The 16,767-nt window shown below is 63.7% G+C and carries 15 protein-coding genes; 8 read left to right on the top strand and 7 right to left on the bottom strand.

The features are described from left to right. From GTP90_RS12760 to GTP90_RS12770, 3 genes are all read left to right on the top strand, one after another. The gene (locus GTP90_RS12760) at positions 1–1,197 is read left to right on the top strand and encodes an ABC transporter permease (protein ID WP_161083901.1); all 1,197 of its coding nucleotides are present in this window, start codon (positions 1–3) and stop codon (positions 1,195–1,197) included. Between the two features lie 196 nt (positions 1,198–1,393). Further along, positions 1,394–2,287 carry an ABC transporter ATP-binding protein gene (locus tag GTP90_RS12765; protein WP_161083902.1) on the top strand — a complete coding sequence of 298 codons (894 nt, stop codon included), beginning with the start codon at positions 1,394–1,396 and terminating at the stop codon, positions 2,285–2,287. A gap of 9 nt (positions 2,288–2,296) precedes the next feature. Then, positions 2,297–5,878, top strand: coding sequence for an ABC transporter permease/M1 family aminopeptidase (locus GTP90_RS12770; RefSeq protein ID WP_161083903.1), 3,582 nt, complete (start codon positions 2,297–2,299; stop codon positions 5,876–5,878). Positions 5,879–6,020: 142 nt separating this feature from the next. Here GTP90_RS12770 and GTP90_RS12775 read toward each other — a convergent pair whose 3' ends face one another. The 3 genes from GTP90_RS12775 to GTP90_RS12785 form a co-directional block, all read right to left on the bottom strand. Then, complete coding sequence (locus GTP90_RS12775) at positions 6,021–6,500, bottom strand: hypothetical protein (RefSeq protein ID WP_161083904.1); 480 nt, start codon at positions 6,498–6,500, stop codon at positions 6,021–6,023. 92 nt (positions 6,501–6,592) lie between these two features. After that, positions 6,593–7,075, bottom strand: coding sequence for a hypothetical protein (locus GTP90_RS12780; RefSeq protein ID WP_161083905.1), 483 nt, complete (start codon positions 7,073–7,075; stop codon positions 6,593–6,595). Positions 7,076–7,180: 105 nt separating this feature from the next. Further along, entirely contained in the window at positions 7,181–8,095 is a 915-nt protein-coding gene (locus tag GTP90_RS12785; RefSeq protein ID WP_161083906.1) for a LysR family transcriptional regulator, read from the bottom strand. Positions 8,096–8,168: 73 nt separating this feature from the next. On the opposite strand from GTP90_RS12785, the gene GTP90_RS12790 reads away from it, so the two are divergent. The 5 genes from GTP90_RS12790 to GTP90_RS12810 all read left to right on the top strand — a co-directional run bounded on the left by GTP90_RS12790 (position 8,169) and on the right by GTP90_RS12810 (position 11,036). Then, positions 8,169–9,194, top strand: a complete 1,026-nt coding sequence (locus GTP90_RS12790; protein ID WP_161083907.1) for an NADP-dependent oxidoreductase — start codon at positions 8,169–8,171, stop codon at positions 9,192–9,194. Continuing rightward, positions 9,191–9,859 carry a hypothetical protein gene (locus GTP90_RS12795; RefSeq protein ID WP_161083908.1) on the top strand — a complete coding sequence of 223 codons (669 nt, stop codon included), beginning with the start codon at positions 9,191–9,193 and terminating at the stop codon, positions 9,857–9,859. Before GTP90_RS12790 ends, GTP90_RS12795 begins: the two co-directional genes overlap by 4 nt. 1 nt (position 9,860) lies before the next feature. Further along, the gene (locus tag GTP90_RS12800) at positions 9,861–10,463 is read left to right on the top strand and encodes a hypothetical protein (RefSeq protein ID WP_161083909.1); all 603 of its coding nucleotides are present in this window, start codon (positions 9,861–9,863) and stop codon (positions 10,461–10,463) included. Positions 10,464–10,554: 91 nt separating this feature from the next. Then, positions 10,555–10,743: a hypothetical protein gene (locus GTP90_RS12805; RefSeq protein WP_161083910.1), complete on the top strand. Its 189-nt coding sequence runs from the start codon at positions 10,555–10,557 to the stop codon at positions 10,741–10,743. Further along, entirely contained in the window at positions 10,728–11,036 is a 309-nt protein-coding gene (locus tag GTP90_RS12810; RefSeq protein ID WP_161083911.1) for a type II toxin-antitoxin system RelE/ParE family toxin, read from the top strand. The genes GTP90_RS12805 and GTP90_RS12810 overlap by 16 nt, the downstream gene beginning before the upstream one ends. A gap of 72 nt (positions 11,037–11,108) precedes the next feature. On the opposite strand, the gene GTP90_RS12815 is transcribed toward GTP90_RS12810, so the two are convergent. The 4 genes from GTP90_RS12815 to dprA form a co-directional block, all read right to left on the bottom strand. Then, complete coding sequence (locus tag GTP90_RS12815; RefSeq protein ID WP_161083912.1) at positions 11,109–11,846, bottom strand: PEP-CTERM sorting domain-containing protein; 738 nt, start codon at positions 11,844–11,846, stop codon at positions 11,109–11,111. 302 nt (positions 11,847–12,148) lie between these two features. Further along, the gene (locus GTP90_RS12820; protein ID WP_161083913.1) at positions 12,149–14,839 is read right to left on the bottom strand and encodes a DNA topoisomerase III; all 2,691 of its coding nucleotides are present in this window, start codon (positions 14,837–14,839) and stop codon (positions 12,149–12,151) included. A gap of 257 nt (positions 14,840–15,096) precedes the next feature. Beyond that, positions 15,097–15,561 carry a Smg family protein gene (locus GTP90_RS12825; RefSeq protein ID WP_161083914.1) on the bottom strand — a complete coding sequence of 155 codons (465 nt, stop codon included), beginning with the start codon at positions 15,559–15,561 and terminating at the stop codon, positions 15,097–15,099. Between the two features lie 67 nt (positions 15,562–15,628). Further along, positions 15,629–16,762, bottom strand: a complete 1,134-nt coding sequence (gene dprA / locus GTP90_RS12830) for a DNA-processing protein DprA (RefSeq protein ID WP_371875049.1) — start codon at positions 16,760–16,762, stop codon at positions 15,629–15,631. Between the last annotated feature and the right edge of the window lie 5 nt (positions 16,763–16,767).

A 16,767-nucleotide genomic window follows, 5' to 3' on the forward strand; every position in this document is an offset into this window, starting at 1 on the left:
ATGTGGATCATCTACATCAAGGAATTGCTGGAGCTGGCGCGCGACCGCCGCACTTTTTTCTTCACGGTGTTCATCCCCGTGTTCGCGATGCCGCTGATCCTGACCGGCTTCGGCTACGTCTCGTCGAGCATGTTCAAGCAGGCCAGCCAGGCCGAGATGGCCTACTCGATCTTCGGCAAGGAGCAGGCGCCCCACCTGGCCGAACGCTTCGCCAGGGAAAAAGGTTTCCGCGAGGTGGTGCTGGCCAGCCCGGCCGACATCAAGGCCGCCATCGGCGACGACCGCATCAAGTTCGCGCTGGTGATCCCGGCCGGCTTCGAGGCCAGCCTGGCCCGGCAGCAGCAAGGCGTGATCGCGCTGCACTACAACAGCGCCGCGACCGTGGACCTGACGCGCAAGCGCGTGATGTCGGTGATCGGCGGCCAGAACCGCCTGCTGCGCGAGCAGGCGCTGTCTGCGCTCAAGCTCAACCAGGAGCAGCTGCGCTTCGCGCTGGACCCGATCACGCTGGAGGACCATTCCACCGCCGACAAGCGCGAGCAGATGGGCGCGGTGGTGGGCGGCATGCTGCCCTACATCCTGCTGATGGTGTGCCTGCTGGCGGCGATGTATCCGGCGATCGACACCGGCGCCGGCGAGAAGGAGCGCGGCACGCTGGAAACCCTGCTGCTGGCGCCGGTGTCGCGCAGCGCGCTGGTGATGGCCAAGTTCCTGATGCTGTTCACCGTGGGCCTGACCTCGGCGCTGCTGATGATCGCCAGCATGGGCGTGCTGCTGACCTTCTTCGGCCCCGTCATCGGCAGCGACCTGGGGCAGATGGTGCGCGCCATCGGCCCGCTGGACCTGGCCATGGTGGCGCTGATGCTGGTGCCGACCGCCGCCATCTTCGCCGCCATCCTGCTGTCGATCTCGGTCTACGCCAAGAGCTACAAGGAGGCGGCCGGCCTGATCTCGCCGCTGATCCTGGTCACCGTGCTGCCGACCCTGGTGGCCTTGCTGCCCGGCGTGGAGCTGAACTGGAAATGGGCGATGGTGCCGCTGACTAATGTTTCGCTGGCAATGAAAGAGCTGGTCAAGGGAACGATGGACTACAGCATGTTCTGGGTCATCCTGCTGTCGACCACGCTGACCGCCGGCGCCTTGCTGGCCGTGTGCCGCTGGTGGTTCAACCGCGAGCAGGTTTTGTTTAGAAATTGAATAAGTTGTCTATTCAACCAGCCTGAATTGTGCTGCCGTCTGGTACGCTGTTTTTGCACTCTGGCGCGCGGATTGCGCCGCCCATCGCAATGGCGCCCCATGTCCAGGGCAAATTCAATACAATGCCATCATGTGAAAAGTGTATGGCCGTGCAGAAATGCCGGCCAGGCACCGGCAGAATCATTCAGGAGTTAGCATGGAATTACGTATCAGCAACTTGTCCAAGACCTACGGCAATGGCGTCGTGGCGCTGGACAACATCTCGCTCACCATCCCGGCCGGGATGTTCGGCTTGCTCGGCCCCAACGGCGCCGGCAAGTCGACGCTGATGCGCACGCTGGCGACCCTGCAGGAGTGCGATTCCGGCTCGGTCTTCCTGGATGACATCGATGTGCTGGACGAAAAAGACGAAGTGCGCCGCCTGCTGGGCTACCTGCCGCAGGACTTCGGCGTGTATCCGAAGGTGACCGCCTACGAGCTGCTGGACCATTTCGCCGTGCTCAAGGGCCTGTCCCACCGCGGCCGCCGGCGCGAGGTGGTGGACGGCCTGCTGCAGCAGACCAATCTGTTCGAGGTGCGCAACCAGCGCCTGGGCGGCTTTTCCGGCGGCATGCGCCAGCGCTTCGGCATCGCCCAGGCGCTGCTGGGCGACCCCAAGCTGATCATCGTCGACGAGCCCACCGCCGGCCTCGACCCGCAGGAGCGGGTGCGCTTCCACAACCTGCTGTCCGACATCGGCGACGACAAGACCGTGATCCTGTCCACCCACATCGTCAGCGACGTGGCCGACCTGTGCGCCAACATGGCCATCATCAACAAGGGCCACCTGCTGCTGTGCGGGCCGACCCAGGAACTGATCCACGAGGTGAGCGACAAGATCTGGGCCCGCTTCATCGACAAGCGCGACCTGCCCTCGTTCCAGCTGCGCCACCCGGTCATCTCGTCGCGCCTGCTGTCCGGCCGCACCCTCATCCACGTCTACAGCGAGACCGATCCCGGCGACGGCTTCGAGGAAGCCATCGGCGACCTGGAGGATGTTTACTTCGCCACCATCGCCGGCCGCCACAACGCCGCGGCCGCCTGCGATTAAGGCGGCCGCATGTTCTCCATCGCCTACTTTGAAGCGCGCCAGCGCCTCAAGCTGCTGTCCACCTGGGTCTATTTCCTCGGCTTCCTGGCGCTGTCGATGCTGTGGATGGCCGCCGCCGGCGGCGTCTTCAAGGGCACCGCGGTCGCCTTCGGCAGCCAGCTGATCGATTCGCCGCGCTCGCTGATGTTCACCACCAGCGTGCTGGCCTCGCTGGGGGTGGTGGTCATGGCCGCCATGATGGGCCGCTCGGTGCAGCAGGACTTCGAATACGACATGCAGCACTTCTTTTTCTCGGCGCCGATCAAGAAGCACCAGTACATGTTCGGCCGCTTCCTCGGCGCCTATTTCACGCTGGCGATCATCTTCACCAGCATCGTGCTGGGCGTCTGGCTGGGCAGCTACATTCCCGGCATCGATCCCGAGCGCCTCGGCCAGCCGGGCCTGCTGGGCTACCTGATCCCCTACCTGATCGTCATCCTGCCCGACCTGTTCATCTTCGGCGCCGTGTTCTTCATCCTGGCCGCGCTGACGCGGCGCATGCTGCCGGTCTACATCTCCAGCGTGGTCATGCTGATCGGCTACATCGTCGCGCCCGGCCTGGCGCGCGACCTCGACTACAAAACGCTGGCCGCGCTGATCGATCCCTTCGGCACCACCGCCGTGATCCGCCTGACCGAATACTGGCCCATCTTCGAGCGCAACACCCGCATGTTCTGGCCGGAGGGCGTGTACCTGCTCAACCGCGTGCTGTGGTGCTCGTTCGCGCTGGCCGGCCTGCTGCTGGGCTACTGGCGCTTCCACTTCATCGCCACCATCGACAGCGGCTCCGGCAGCACCAGCCGCGGCGAGGGCGAGACGCCGCTGCACCTGTCGGCCCAGTCCACCAGCACGCAGGAGAAGCCGGACTTCGCCTCGCGCAGCCTGGCCTCGCTGCTGTTCAAGATGAGCTGGCTGAACCTGCGCGAGACCACCAAGAACATCTACTTCCTGGTCATTGTGCTGGCCGGCGTGCTGATGATGCTCACCAGCGCGCTGGACATGGGTTCCATCTTCGGCACCATCACCTATCCGGTGACTTACCTGGTGCTGGAGTCGGTGTCGGAAACCTTCGCGCTGTTCATGTTCGTCATCACCACCTTCTACGCGGGCGAGCTGGTGTGGCGCGAACGCGAAGCGCGCATGGGCCAGATGCTGGACGCGCTGCCCATCCCGAGCTGGCTGCCGATGCTGTCCAAGCTGATCGCGCTGATCGGCCTGCAAGCGATGCTGATGGTGGTGGTGATGTTGTGCGGCATGGCTATCCAGATCGGCAAGGGCTACTTCATCCTCGAACCCGGCCTCTACCTGTACAACCTGTTCCTGCTGCAGCTGCCGGGCTATGCGTTGTCGGCCGTGCTGGCGATCGCGCTGCAGGTGCTGATCAACCAGAAATACCTGGCCTACTTCGCGATGATCGTCTACTACCTGGCCAGCATCACGCTGGGCACGGTGGGCGTCGACGACCCCATGCTCATCTACGGCACCATGCCGAGCTTCGTGTATTCCGCCATGAACGGCTACGGCCACTACCTGGCGCGCGAGCGCTGGTTCGAGCTGTACTGGGCCGGCGCGGCCTTGCTGCTGGTGGTGCTGTCGCTGCTGTTCTGGGCGCGCGGCACCAACGACGGCTGGCGCCAGCGCCGGCAACTGGCGCGCCACGCGCTGACGGTGCCGGTGCTGAGCACGGTGGCGGCCGGCCTGCTGATCTTTGTCGGCGCCGGCAGCGTGGTGTTCTACAACACCCACGTCGCCCACTGTTTCAAATCGGCTTACCAGAAGGACGCCGAGCACGCCGACTACGAACGCAAGTACAAGAAATTCGCCGTGGTGCCACAGCCGCGCATCACCGACGTCAAGCTCGACGTCGCCATCGTGCCGACCCAGCGCAGCCTGGTGGTCAAGGGCCGCTACCTGCTGGAGAACAAGACCAAGCAAGCGATCAGCGACGTGCTGGTCTACCAGGACAACACCGCCACGCAATTCAAGGTGCGCTTCAGCCAGGACGCGCGGCCTGGCATCCAGGACGACGAGCTCGGCTTCTACAGCTACAAGCTGGCCAAGCCACTGGCGCCGGGCGCGCAGCTGACGATGGAATTCGACGTCGGCTTCATCCCCGAGGGCATCCTGGGCATGGGCCAGGACACGCCGGTGATCGGCAACGGCACCTTCTTCGACAACGCCATGCTGCCGCACATCGGCTACCAGCAGGCGATGGAACTGAACGACCCGCGCGACCGACGCAAGCACAAGCTGCCGGCGCGCGAACGCATGCTGCCGCGCGACGATCCGGCCGGCCTGGCCAACAACGCCGTCAGCAACGACGCCGACTGGATCAATCTCGACACCACCATCAGCACCAGCGCCGACCAGGTCGCCATCGCGCCGGGCACGCTGGTCAAAGAGTGGAGCAAGCAGGGGCGGCACTACTACCACTACAAGATGGACCAGCCCATCCTGAACTACTACGCCATCCAGTCGGCGCGCTACCTGGTCAAGCGCGACTGGTGGCAGGACGTGGGCATCGAGCTCTACTACCATCCCGGCCACGAGTACAACCTCGACCGCATGGACAAGGGCATCAAGGAATCGCTGGACTACTACACGCGCAACTTCGGACCGTACCAGCACAAGCTGGTGCGCATTGTCGAATTCCCGCGCTACGCCACGTTCGCGCAATCGTTCCCGACCACGATACCGTATTCGGAAGCGTTCGGCTTCATCGCCAGGGTCAACGACCGCAACCCCAAGGACATCGACTACCCGTTCTACGTCACCGCGCATGAAGTGGCGCACCAGTGGTGGGGCCATCAGCTGGTGGGCGGCAACACGCGCGGCAGCACGGTGCTGAGCGAGACGCTGGCCGAATACTCGGCGCTGATGGTGATGAAGAAGAGTTACGGCGCGGACAAGATGCGGCGCTTCCTGCACTACGACCTCGACCAGTACCTGCTGGGCCGCGCGCTGGAGCGCAAGAAGGAACTGCCGCTGGCCGAGAACGAGAACCAGGGTTACATCCAGTACCGCAAGGGCAGCCTGGCGATGTACCAGTTGCAGGACATCCTGGGCGAGGCCAAGGTCAACGGCGCACTCAAGGACGTGCTGGGGCGGTTCGGCCACGCGAACGGGCCGTATCCAAGCGTGACGGTGCTGATCGACGCGCTGCGCAAGATCACGCCGCCCGAACAAGCCTACCTGATCGACGACCTGTTCAACAGCATCGTGCTGTACGAGAACCATGCGGTCTCGGCCACAGCGCGCAAGCTAGTGGACGGCAAATACGAAGTCACGTTCGCGGTCAGCGCGGCCAAGGTGCGGGCCACCGACCAGGGCGCGGAAAAGGACACGGCGTTAAAAGACTGGATCGACATCGGCATCGACGACAAGGACGGCAACAGCCTGTACCGCGAGCGCAAGCTCATCGAGCGCAAGGACAACCTGTACACGGTCATCATCAACGGCCGTCCAGGCAAGGCCGGCATCGATCCCGACAACAAGCTCATCGACCGCAAGCCGGACGACAACATGATCAACGTGGAGCTGCAGACCCAGTAAACCGGTGGGGTCAAGTCTGGCATTCGGACACGAACTCAGCCAAAACGGTGGGGTCAAGTCTGACATTCGGACACGAGCTCTGCCGTAGACGCGCGTCTACGGCAGAGCTCGTGTCCGAATGTCAGACTTGACCCCAATTTTATTAGGCGGTGACTTGCAGGGAGCTGACCAGGCCAGCATTGAAGGAATCGGCGATGACGGTGCCGGCCAGGTCGGGATTGGCCTTGAGCAGCTCCGCCCAATTGGCCGAGGCCTGCTCAGACAGCCCGCCTACCGTCCCGGCGCCGGTGTAGACGCCCGACGCCGACGGCGCCGAGGCCAAAGAAGAAAGAACAGCCTGATCCTGCGCCTGCTGTGCCGTGGCCGAGGTGTCGACATTGCTGCCCTCGGCGGGAACGGTGACCGGCTCGGTCGCGGTGCCGGCCTGCTGCAGCGTATCCAGCAAACCGGACGGCGTGTAGACCGCGGCGCCGGTCGATCCGCCCAGCGACGCCACCACGGCCGACTCCGCCGACAGGCTGACAGCCGCCGACGACAAGGTTCCCGCCACCGTACTGGAGACGACGGGCACATACGGCTGGTAAGCCGGACTTGCGCTAACGGAGTTGAGGGCGACGGTCATGATAAGTTCAATATAGTTCCTAGCCTCAAGTGGCGCAAGCGCAAAAAAGCCGGGCGGTTTGGAGGCGCCCGGCTTGCTTGATATTTCAGCAATCAGATTTTGGCTGCGTCATGGTCGCGCTTGACCTTGTCGGCGTGACGCTCCAGCTTCTCGTCGCGGCGCGCCAGTTGCTCCTGGTGCTTGTCGACGCTGCGGTGGGCGATCACTTTCTCGTCATGCTTGATGGCCTGCTTTTCCACCTTGATGTTCTGCTGCTCGGCGCGGCGCGCCTGGTCCAGCTGCTGGGCACCGGCCAGGTCGCCCTTCTTCACATCGACGTGCTCGGCGCGGGCCAGCGCGTTGCGTTCGCCGCGCTCCGCCTTCAGTTGCTGCTCGCCTGCCGCCACCTGCGTTTGCTTGGCCGCGATCACCGCGTTGTCGCGCTTGATTTCGCGGGTCTCCTGGTGAATTTCTTTGACGTCCTGGCGTATCTGAGCATTGTCGCGATGGACTTGTGCCACTGGATTGGTTTGCGCAAAGGCTGCGGCGCTGATCATGGAAAGCACGCCGGCGATCATCAGGGATTTGGTTTTCATGATTGTGTTTCCTTTTCTAGTGGTGGGCAGATCGCTGTTCATCAGCGTCTTGAGCAATTAACGCGACCGCCCCGGCGGCAGACGACCGCATTCCCGTAAGAAAAGTTACGAGTTGTATCCCGCAAGCGAGGCCGCCAGTTCGCGCTGCCACGCGCTGGCCTTGGCGCGGTTCCACACCAGCGCCACCTGCTCCACGCATTCGAAAGCGCAGTCGGTCACATGGATGCGGCGCAGCTCGGGGTCGGCCAGCGCGAAGTCCGGCAGGTAGGCCAGCGCCTCGCCGGACTTGACCAGCGCCAGCAGCAGTTGCAGGTCGTCGGTCCAGTAGCGGATCTTGCGCGGCAGTTGGTCGTCGCGCCAGCCGTCGGAACGCGCGCCGCGCTGCACGCCGCAAAACAGCGAGCGCGACGGACAGGCGAAATCGTAAGCCAGCACCTGCGCCGTGTCTGCCTCCAGCAGCGGCGCCGGCGGCAGCGACGCCACCAGCGGATGCTGCCGCCCCGCCACCAGGTGCAAGGTCACGCTGCCCAGCGGCGTGACCTGCCATTCGTCCGACCAGTGTTCGCCGCGTCCCTCGATGACGTCGCCGGTGACGATGGCGGAATTGATATCGCCGCGCAACAGCGCCGCCAGCGCCTCATCCTCGAACATCGCCTGCATGCGCAGGCTGGCTTCCGGGTAGGCGCGCAGCGCCTGCGACAACATCCGGCCGTGCCGCCACAGCAGGATGGCCGGGCCGGCGACGCGGCAATCGACGGCGGCGCGTTCGCCCATCAGGTCAGCCTTGGCCTGGTCGGCCAGCGCCAGCAGGGTCTGGGCGCGGGCCAGCAACAACTGGCCGCTGTCGTTCAGCACCAGCTGCTTGGCGCTGCGGTCGAACAGCGGCTTGTCCAGGCTGTCCTCCAGCCTCTTGAGGGCCTTGGACACGGCCGACGGCGTCAAATGCAGCTCCAGCGCGGCCGCGCCCAGCGACGGACGACGGGCAGCACTGACAAAAACGCGCAGGTCGGAAAGATTCATAATGTCCAAACAGGATACAAAAGGTGAATTTAAGTTGCTTTACTGGATACGAAGGGCATCTTACCATCTGAGCATGACTACCCTCATCCAAAAACAATGGATCTACCGCCGGCAGCCCGCCGGCCAGATCACGGCCGAGCATTACGAGCTCGTGGAACAACCACTGTCGACCACGCTGAGCGATGGCGAAGTGCTGATCGAAGCGCGCTGGTTCAGCGTCGACCCATACATGCGCATCGGCCAGTCCAGCAAACCGACCTACGACACCGAGCCGCATCCGCTCGACACCGTGCAGCAAGGCGGCGTGGTGGCGCAGGTGCTGGCGTCGAACGCGCCCGGCTTCGCCGCCGGCGACTGGGTGCAGAGCTACACCGGCTGGCAGACGCACGCACGCGTCCACGCCAGCGGCCTCAAACGCATCGATCCCGAGCTGGCGCCGGTGACCACCGCGCTGGGCGTACTGGGCATGCCGGGCCGCACCGCATGGTTCGGACTGACCGAATCGGGCAAGCCGCACGCGGGCGAAGTGGTGGTGGTGTCCGGCGCGGCTGGCGCGGTGGGCTCGCTGGTGGTGCAGTTCGCCAAGCGCCACGGCGCGCGCGTGCTCGGCATCGCCGGCGGCCAGGCCAAGTGCGACTGGCTGCGCACCGCGCTCGGCGCGGACTGGGCCATCGACTACAAGGCCTACGCGGACGCCGATGCGCTGGGCACGGAAATCAAGCGCCTGACAGGCGGCGTGGACGTGTATTTCGATAACGTCGGCGGCATGGTGACCGACGCCATCATCCCGCTCATCAACCGCCGCGCGCGCATCGTCATCTGCGGCCAGATCAGCCAGTACAGCGGCGGCCTGGAGACGCCGGAACTGGGCCCGCGCCTGCTGCATCACATGCTGTACCAGCGCGCCACGATCCAGGGCATGCTGGCGCGCGACTATCTGCACCGCATGGACGAGATGACACGCATCGTCGCGCCGTGGGTGAAGGCGGGCGAGATCGTGTTCGAGGAAACGGTGATCGACGGTTTCGAGCAATTGCCGGCCGCGCTGAACTCGCTGTTCACCGGCGAGCATCGCGGCAAGCTGCTGGTGAAGGCATGAGGCGCGCGCTGCTTGCGTTGGCCCTGATCACAGGCGGCGCCGGCGCGGCGGACGCCACATATGGCGAGCACGGCATGGCGTTATTCGGCGGCAAGCAAGGCTTGTACGCAGCGCACCTGCCGATGTTCCATGCGCCGCATGACTACCAGGTGGTCCTGCAAGTGCACGTGGCCGACGCCGCCACCGACGCCGCGCTGCGCAGCCGGCTCGACGGCAAGACCGCACTGTGGACCATCGCGCCGGAGAAGTTCGAGCTGTCGCGCCTGTCGCCGGCCAGCGCCGCGCCGCTCAAGCAGTTCAAGGCCGACCTGGTGCTGGGCCACTTCGAGCAAGGCGGCAAGACGCAATTCCCCGCCTCCACCATCGTGGTCGACAAGGTGCTGATGTACCGCCAACTGTCGCCGGCGCAGAAGACCAATGCCGGCGCCAGCTACGTGCAGATCGGCAGCGGCCGCCAGCGCTACCTGGTCAAGCGGATCGACAGCCGGCCGGATTTCGACCATATCGTTTCCTACTTGGCGGCGAGCGGCGCATCGACCGGGGACATCACACTGAACAAGCAGGCCCTGCAAGAGCCGACCGCGCAATCGCTGGCCGACGCGCTGCATGTGCCCGCCAGCGCGATTCGTGGTACGGTGTATTTTTACACCGACGATTTGAAGTGACATGGTTCCAGCAGAATACGTAGGCTTGTGGCGCCGCAGCGGCATCTGGCGCAGCAACGGCAGCAGCGACCTGACCACGCAGGTATTGTGGTTCCAGGCCGAGCGCTACCACATCGACCTGCGCATTCCGGTAGGCCGCACCGGCATCAACGGCTTCGCCGGCGAGACCGTGGTGGAAGGCGAGCGCTGCACCTGGCATCCCGCCATCGCCTACCCCGCCATCAGCAGCGAGCTCGACGCCGGCTGGATGCGCTTCGACGATGCCGACCACGTCCACGAAACCGGCCTCGACAACAGCTACGAAGAAGACTGGTACCGCGAACCAACCGGCGCCATGCACGGCATGCGGCTGCACGATCCGCACAGCGATCAGCTGGCCTATCTGCTGATCAGCGACAACTGGATGGCCTGGGCCTGCGGCAGCCCGACCAGCGCCTGTGAGATCACCGTCTATCAATGCGAACAGCAGCAATGGACGGCCATCGCCTCCAACCTGGCGACGTCCATACCCGCGATCGTACTCAGCAATAAAGATGCGCTGCAATGGCAGGCGGGCCAACTGGTCGAAGTGCCCATGAAACCGGGTACAACCTGGCGCGTTTAGCTCCGGCTACCACGACATTTGGCAAGATCAAAGATCGCGCCGACGCGATATACTAAAGTCACACAAAGACATCAGATTCTGGAGCCGAGCCATGTCACCCGCCAAACAACGCGTCATCAGCCTTCTGAAGTCGCTGCCAGACGACTGCTCATTGGACGACATCCAGTATCATCTTTACGTACTCGCCAAGATTGAGAAAAGCGAAGAGCTGGTAAAAGCTGAGGGAACGCTCTCTCAGGACGATGTCAAACGGCGCCTTGCCAAATGGCTCGAAGGATAGTTTGGTCGGAAGCTGCGACCGAGGATCTCGAAACGTTAGCAAAGCGGATCGCGCAGGACTCTCCATCGAATGCATCCAAGGTCGTTAAAAAGATCTTGGCCGCCACCGACGACCTGAACCGATTTCCTCATCTTGGCGTAGTGGTTCCTGAATCGAATAACCCTGCGATACGACAGCGCGTGGTTTTTCACTATCGCTTGATCTATCGAGTGGAAACCGATGCCATCGTCATCCTGGCAATTATTCACAGCAGACGCCGCACACGCGATCGCACGCTTCCTGGCGATCAATAAGAATCGGGACCATCGAGGTCCCATTTTTTTGTTAATGCCGCTGAAGATTACTCTGCGGTTGCACCAGCTCTTTTAGGCCTGCTTGGCGGCGCGGCGGCGGGCGACGCAGGCCAGCAGCGCCAAGCCACCCAGCAACATCGCGCCGGTGGTCGGCTCAGGCACCGGCGACTTGATTTCCGCGTAGTCGATCGTCAGCGCGGTGTTGTGGATACTTGCCGCTGCCTGCGATGTCGGCCCCCATTTCCCGTCCGCGCTCTGAACAACGTAGGCCCAGACCCAGCCATTCAGCGCGACGTCGAACGAGTTGCCATAGTTGACCGCACCGAACTCCGAGCGGAAGGTGTAACCGCCATCGAGGGATTTGTCGCTCAGCAGGACACGGTTGCCGCCTTCCGCGCCGGTGACGTTCCAGCGCAGGTCCAGGCTGTTGTCGGCAAAGCCCGGTTGCTCACCGGGCTGCCAATACGAGTGGTGCATCCCGTTCGCCACGCCGGAGAACGTCAGGTTGTTGATCCGGTAGCCGTCGTGGACATCGATGTGGAAGACGCTGTAATGGTAGGCGCTGGCCTCGTTCTCCAGCGTGCCGTTCGGCCCGGCGTACGCGTTGCTGAGTTGGCGGTTCAGGGTGTTCAGGTCGAAGGTGGCCGAGCCGGCTGTCGTGTCCATCAGGCCGATACTCCACTGCGAAGGTTTGGAACCGTCCACATAGGAAATGCTAAACGCTGGCGTGTCGATGAAGGTGCTGGCCTGGGCGAAAGAAGCGACCGCCATCAAGGCGCTGAAAGTCAGTTTTGGAATGATGTTCTGCATATTTGTTCTCCGTACGTACTCCGGCCGCACTGCGAATGCAGCAGCGTAACCGGAAGCTCAACCGGAAATCGTAACGCTTGCCAATGGAATAAACAATATGGTCAAACCGTCACTTTTATGCGCCATCGGCATCCAGTGACCAAATGCGGGGCGATACCCCCCTGCGCATTAACATAGCGTCGCGAGAATTGATATGCGCAGTTTGGACTGTGGCGCAAACGCCATCGTTGCAATCAAAAGGTCCGGCGCGGCAAAAAAAAACGGGACCATCAAGGTCCCGTTTTTGTTGGTGCCGCTAAAAATTACTCAGCGGTGGCGGCAGCTTTTTTAGGCGCCGCTTTCTTTGCAGGCGCTTTCTTGGCGGCCGGCTTCTTGACTGCGGCCGCTTTGGCCGGAGCCTTCGCCGCTGCGGCCTTCTTGGCCGGAGCCTTCTTCGCTGGCGCCGCGCCTTCCGCCGCACCGTCCGCGCCCTCGTCCGCTACCGCGGCCGCTTTGCCCTTGGCGGGCGCTTTGGCCTTGCGCTCTTCGAACTCGAAGCTGATCTTGCCATCCTTGCCCTTGGTCAGGAAAGCCTTGAACGGACGACGGGTACGCTGCGAAACAAAGCCCGGCAGCAGATCGGTCTTGCCTTCGTTGAGCAGCTTGGCCATCTGCTCCGGCAGGATCTCCTGTTGCAGGATGATGCGGCCGCTGCGGAAGTCGCACGTCTTCGGCTTGGCGACGCTGTTTTCGCAAACATACGCCAGGCCCATCTCGTACACGCCACCGGCGCACTTCGGGCAAGGACCCAAGGCGGTCTGGCCGGTGAAGTCGACCGGTTCCGCATCTTCCGAATCGTCGTTCTGGCCGAAGTCGAACTCCAGCTTGAAGTTCTTGATCTCTTCATCGCGCACGATGCGCAGGATGGCCGCGAACGGACGTCCCATCTTCGAGCGGAACCCTTGCAGCGGGCCGATGGTCCGGTCCTTCAGCAACTGCTCGACTTCCTCGATCTCAAACTGGCGGCTGCCCGGCGTTTTGCTCATCGAGAAATCGCACTTGGTGCAGGCGAAGCGGCGATAGTTTTCCTTGACCACGCTGCCGCAGTTCGGGCACGGCGTGTGCAGGGTGTGGTAATCGCCCGGGATCGTATCGTTGTCGTATTCCTTGGCGCGCTTGACGATCACCTGCGTCATCTGGGCGATCTCACGCATGAACTCTTCACGCGAGATCTTGCCCTTCTCCATTTGCGACAGCTTGTATTCCCACTCGCCGGTCAGCTCCGGCGCGGTCAATTCGTTCACGCCCAGGCCACGCAGCAGCGTCATCAGCTGGAACGCTTTCGCGGTCGGCATCAGTTCGCGGCCTTCGCGCAGCAGGTAGCGTTCGGTCAGCAGACCTTCAATGGTGGCGGCGCGCGTTGCCGGCGTGCCCAGGCCCTTGCCGGCCATCGCGTCGCGCAGCTCGTCGTCCTCGACCAGCTTGCCCGCGCCTTCCATGGCCGACAGCAGCGTCGCTTCCGTGTAGCGTGCGGGCGGCTTGGTGACCAGGCCGTTGGCGTTGACCGTGTCGGTCAGCACCTTCTCGCCCTTGGCCACGGGCACCAGGTTGCCGTTGGCGTTGCCTTCCTTGTCGTCGTCCGACGAGGCTTCCTTGCCGTAGATCGCCAGCCAGCCCGGATTGGTCATGACCTTGCCTTCAGTCTTGAACTGATGGCCGGCCACTTCGGTGTAGCGGGTGGTGACCTGGAACTCGGCGGGCGGGAAGAACACGGCCATGAAGCGGCGCGTGACCAGGTCGTACAGCTTCTGTTCCGGCTCGGACAAGTTCTTCGGCGCGATGGTGGTCGGGATGATCGCGAAGTGATCCGAGATCTTGGTGTTGTCGAAGATGCGCTTGTTCGGCTTGACCCACTTCTTGTCCAGGATCTGCTTGGCGAACTGGTGGTAGTTGGGATTGTCCTTGACCACTTCCAGCGCCTGCATCACGGTCGGCATGTAGTCTTCCGGCAGGTGGCGCGAATCGGTACGCGGATAGGTCAGCACCTTGTGCTTCTCGTACAGCGCCTGCGCCAGGCCCAGCGTGTTCTTGGCCGAGAAGCCGAAGCGCGAGTTGGCCTCGCGCTGCAGGCTGGTCAGGTCGAACAGCGCGGGCGCCATCGACGTGGTCGGCTTGGCTTCCTCGGTGACGTTGCCCTGCTTGCCGCGCACAGCCAGCGCGATGGAGTCGGCCGCGGCCTTGCTCCACAGGCGCTCGGCCCGCTTCTCCGGGTCGGTCTCGTCCTTCTTGAACTTGGTGTCCAGCCAGCGGCCTTCGTAGACGCCGGCCGCGCAGACGAACTCGGCGCGCACTTCCCAGAAGTCGCGCGCCACGAATTTCTTGATCTTTTCCTCACGCTCAACCACGATCGACAGCGTCGGCGTCTGCACGCGGCCCACGGTGGTCAGGTAGAAGCCGCCCTCTTTCGAGTTGAACGCGGTCATCGCGCGGGTGCCGTTGATGCCGATCAGCCAGTCCGCCTCGGAGCGGCAGCGGGCCGCGTCGGCCAGCGGCATCATGTCCTCGTCGCTGCGCAGATGGGTGAAGCCTTCGCGGATCGCGCCCGGCGTCATCGATTGCAGCCACAGCCGCTTGACCGGCTGCTTGGCCTTGGCGTTCTGCGCGATCAAACGGAAAATCAGCTCGCCTTCGCGGCCCGCGTCACATGCGTTGATCAGGGTGGTGACGTCTTTACGCTTGATGAGCTTGTTGAGCACCTTGAGGCGCGCCTCGGTCTTGGCGATCGGGTTCAGCGCGAAATACGGCGGAATCATCGGCAGGTGGGCAAAGCTCCACTTGCCGCGCTTGACGTCGTGCTCTTCCGGCACGGCGATCTCCAGCAAGTGACCGACGGCGGAGGACAGCACGTACTCGTCGGATTCAAAGTACTCATCGTGCTTGGTGAAGCCGCCAAGCGTCTTCGCGATGTCGTTCGCGACAGAAGGCTTCTCGGCGATGATGAGGGTTTTGGTCATATTTTGTATCTCGTTTTTTAACACTTTGGGTGGGTGCAGCATGCGCATCATACATGGATCGCGTCGCAGTCTGCACTTTTGCGTCGCCGAAGGCAAGGCCGGCACGTGACAGTCTTGTCAAAGCGCAAATGATAAGCGCCTTGCCGGCCACACCGCAAGCAAACAGCGCAATACGGCCGCAATACGGCGTATCGCACGACCGATTGTTGCTTAAATAGTTACTTTAGAGGAAGTGCGGCCCTGCGGCCGCCTATATATTAGTGCAACAGGCGGGGCGCCTGGTCTTCGTCGGAACCGAACAGGTCGTCGAACATCAACGCGTCCGGCTCCTTGCCTTGGCTCCATAGCAACATCAGCACGATGACCTTGAGCTTGCCCAGCGACACCGGCGCCTCTTCCAGCGCCAGCGCGCGCTCGACGACGATTTCGCGCTGCAGCGGCGTGAGCACCTTGGCCGACTCCAGGAACTGGATGAAGCCGATGGCGGCCGATCCGAGCACGTCCTGCTCCTCGTCCACGTAGAAACGGGTGCCGGTCGAGGCGGCGGTCAGCGTATGTTCCACCCCGGCCATGGCGGTCAGGTCGTTGAGCCACACCAGCGCCTCGGAAATCTCGACATCGTCAAAACCGACCGCCGACAGTTTCTTGGCCAGTGCCGCCGGTTCAGGGCAGGCATCGGGACGGTAGTAGGTCTCGTAGAGATAAACAAGGATGTCGAACATGGCTCTACTCTATCAGCTAAAACAGATCGCGCACAAGTGCCGCACAGATCGCCTTTTTTTCAGGCAATTACCCGCGCAAGCGCTGGAACATGCCGCCCGGCAAACGCTCGACCAGGCCGGCCAGTTCCAGCGCCAGCAGCTGCCCCTGCAAGTCAGCGGCTGACTGGTTCAGCCGCAGCGCCAGCAGGTCGGGCGCGGCCGGATGCTCGCCCAGCGCGTCCAGCACGCGGTCGACGAAGGTGTCGTCCAGCAACGGCCGGCAGCCGGGCGCGCCGGGCGTCAGCCGGCCCAGGTCGGTCAGGATGTCGGCCGCCGATTCCACCAGCTTGGCGCCGTCCTCGCGGATCAGCTTATGGCACCCCTTGGCCAGCGTGGCGTGGATGGAACCCGGAATGGCGAACAACTCCTTGCCCTGCTCCCCCGCCAGTTTCGCCGTGATCAGCGAGCCGGACTTGGCGGCCGCCTCGACCACCAGCACGCCGCTCGCCAGGCCGCTGATCACGCGGTTGCGGCGCGGGAAGTTGTCGCGCAACGGCGGCGTGCCCAGCGCATATTCGCTGACGATGCAGCCCTCCTCGGCGATGCGGCGCGCCAGCGCCTTGTTGCGGGCCGGATAGATGCGGTCGGCCCCGGTGCCGATGACGGCAATGGTGCTGCCCGGCCCGTTCAAGCCGCCGGTGTGGGCCGCCGCGTCGATGCCCAGCGCCAGGCCCGACACGATGGTTAGCCCCGCCTCGGACAGCGCCTGCGCCATGCGCTCCGCGTTCAGCACGCCCTGCGCGCTGGCATTGCGCGCGCCTACCACGGCCAGCGATGGCCGCGCCAGCAACTCGGCCCGGCCCTTGATGTACAACAACAGCGGTGCGGCGGCGATGTGGCGCAGCGCCTCGGGATACTCGGGATGGTCGTAGCTCAGCAGCAGGTTGCCCGGCTGCTGCTGCCAGGCCAGCGTGGCGTCCACCAGCGCCGCCAGCTCGGCGGACGGCGCTTGCAGCAACGCGTCTGCCTGCGCGGGCTTGACCTCCTCCAGCAAGGCCTCGCGCCCGGCGCTGAACACCGCCTCGGGCGTGGCGAAGCGCTCCAGCAGCCGATGGGCGCTGCCCAGGCCGACGCCATCCGTCATCTGCAAACGCAGCCAGCCGGCCAGCGCGGCGGCGCTGACTGGCTGGGACGGGGTATTGGGGGTATCCGTGGCTTGCACGGCGC

Source organism: Duganella vulcania (assembly GCF_009857655.1).
GTDB lineage: Bacteria > Pseudomonadota > Gammaproteobacteria > Burkholderiales > Burkholderiaceae_D > Rugamonas > Rugamonas vulcania.

Excerpts from the sequence above, each read along its gene's own strand:
- GTP90_RS12760 (WP_161083901.1), top strand. The coding sequence starts at position 1 with ATGTGGATCATCTACATCAAGGAATTGCTGGAGCTGGCGCGCGACCGC.
- GTP90_RS12765 (WP_161083902.1), top strand. The coding sequence starts at position 1,394 with ATGGAATTACGTATCAGCAACTTGTCCAAGACCTACGGCAATGGCGTC.
- GTP90_RS12770 (WP_161083903.1), top strand. The coding sequence starts at position 2,297 with ATGTTCTCCATCGCCTACTTTGAAGCGCGCCAGCGCCTCAAGCTGCTG.
- GTP90_RS12775 (WP_161083904.1), bottom strand. The coding sequence starts at position 6,500 with ATGACCGTCGCCCTCAACTCCGTTAGCGCAAGTCCGGCTTACCAGCCG.
- GTP90_RS12780 (WP_161083905.1), bottom strand. The coding sequence starts at position 7,075 with ATGAAAACCAAATCCCTGATGATCGCCGGCGTGCTTTCCATGATCAGC.
- GTP90_RS12785 (WP_161083906.1), bottom strand. The coding sequence starts at position 8,095 with ATGAATCTTTCCGACCTGCGCGTTTTTGTCAGTGCTGCCCGTCGTCCG.
- GTP90_RS12790 (WP_161083907.1), top strand. The coding sequence starts at position 8,169 with ATGACTACCCTCATCCAAAAACAATGGATCTACCGCCGGCAGCCCGCC.
- GTP90_RS12795 (WP_161083908.1), top strand. The coding sequence starts at position 9,191 with ATGAGGCGCGCGCTGCTTGCGTTGGCCCTGATCACAGGCGGCGCCGGC.
- GTP90_RS12800 (WP_161083909.1), top strand. The coding sequence starts at position 9,861 with ATGGTTCCAGCAGAATACGTAGGCTTGTGGCGCCGCAGCGGCATCTGG.
- GTP90_RS12805 (WP_161083910.1), top strand. The coding sequence starts at position 10,555 with ATGTCACCCGCCAAACAACGCGTCATCAGCCTTCTGAAGTCGCTGCCA.
- GTP90_RS12810 (WP_161083911.1), top strand. The coding sequence starts at position 10,728 with ATGGCTCGAAGGATAGTTTGGTCGGAAGCTGCGACCGAGGATCTCGAA.
- GTP90_RS12815 (WP_161083912.1), bottom strand. The coding sequence starts at position 11,846 with ATGCAGAACATCATTCCAAAACTGACTTTCAGCGCCTTGATGGCGGTC.
- GTP90_RS12820 (WP_161083913.1), bottom strand. The coding sequence starts at position 14,839 with ATGACCAAAACCCTCATCATCGCCGAGAAGCCTTCTGTCGCGAACGAC.
- GTP90_RS12825 (WP_161083914.1), bottom strand. The coding sequence starts at position 15,561 with ATGTTCGACATCCTTGTTTATCTCTACGAGACCTACTACCGTCCCGAT.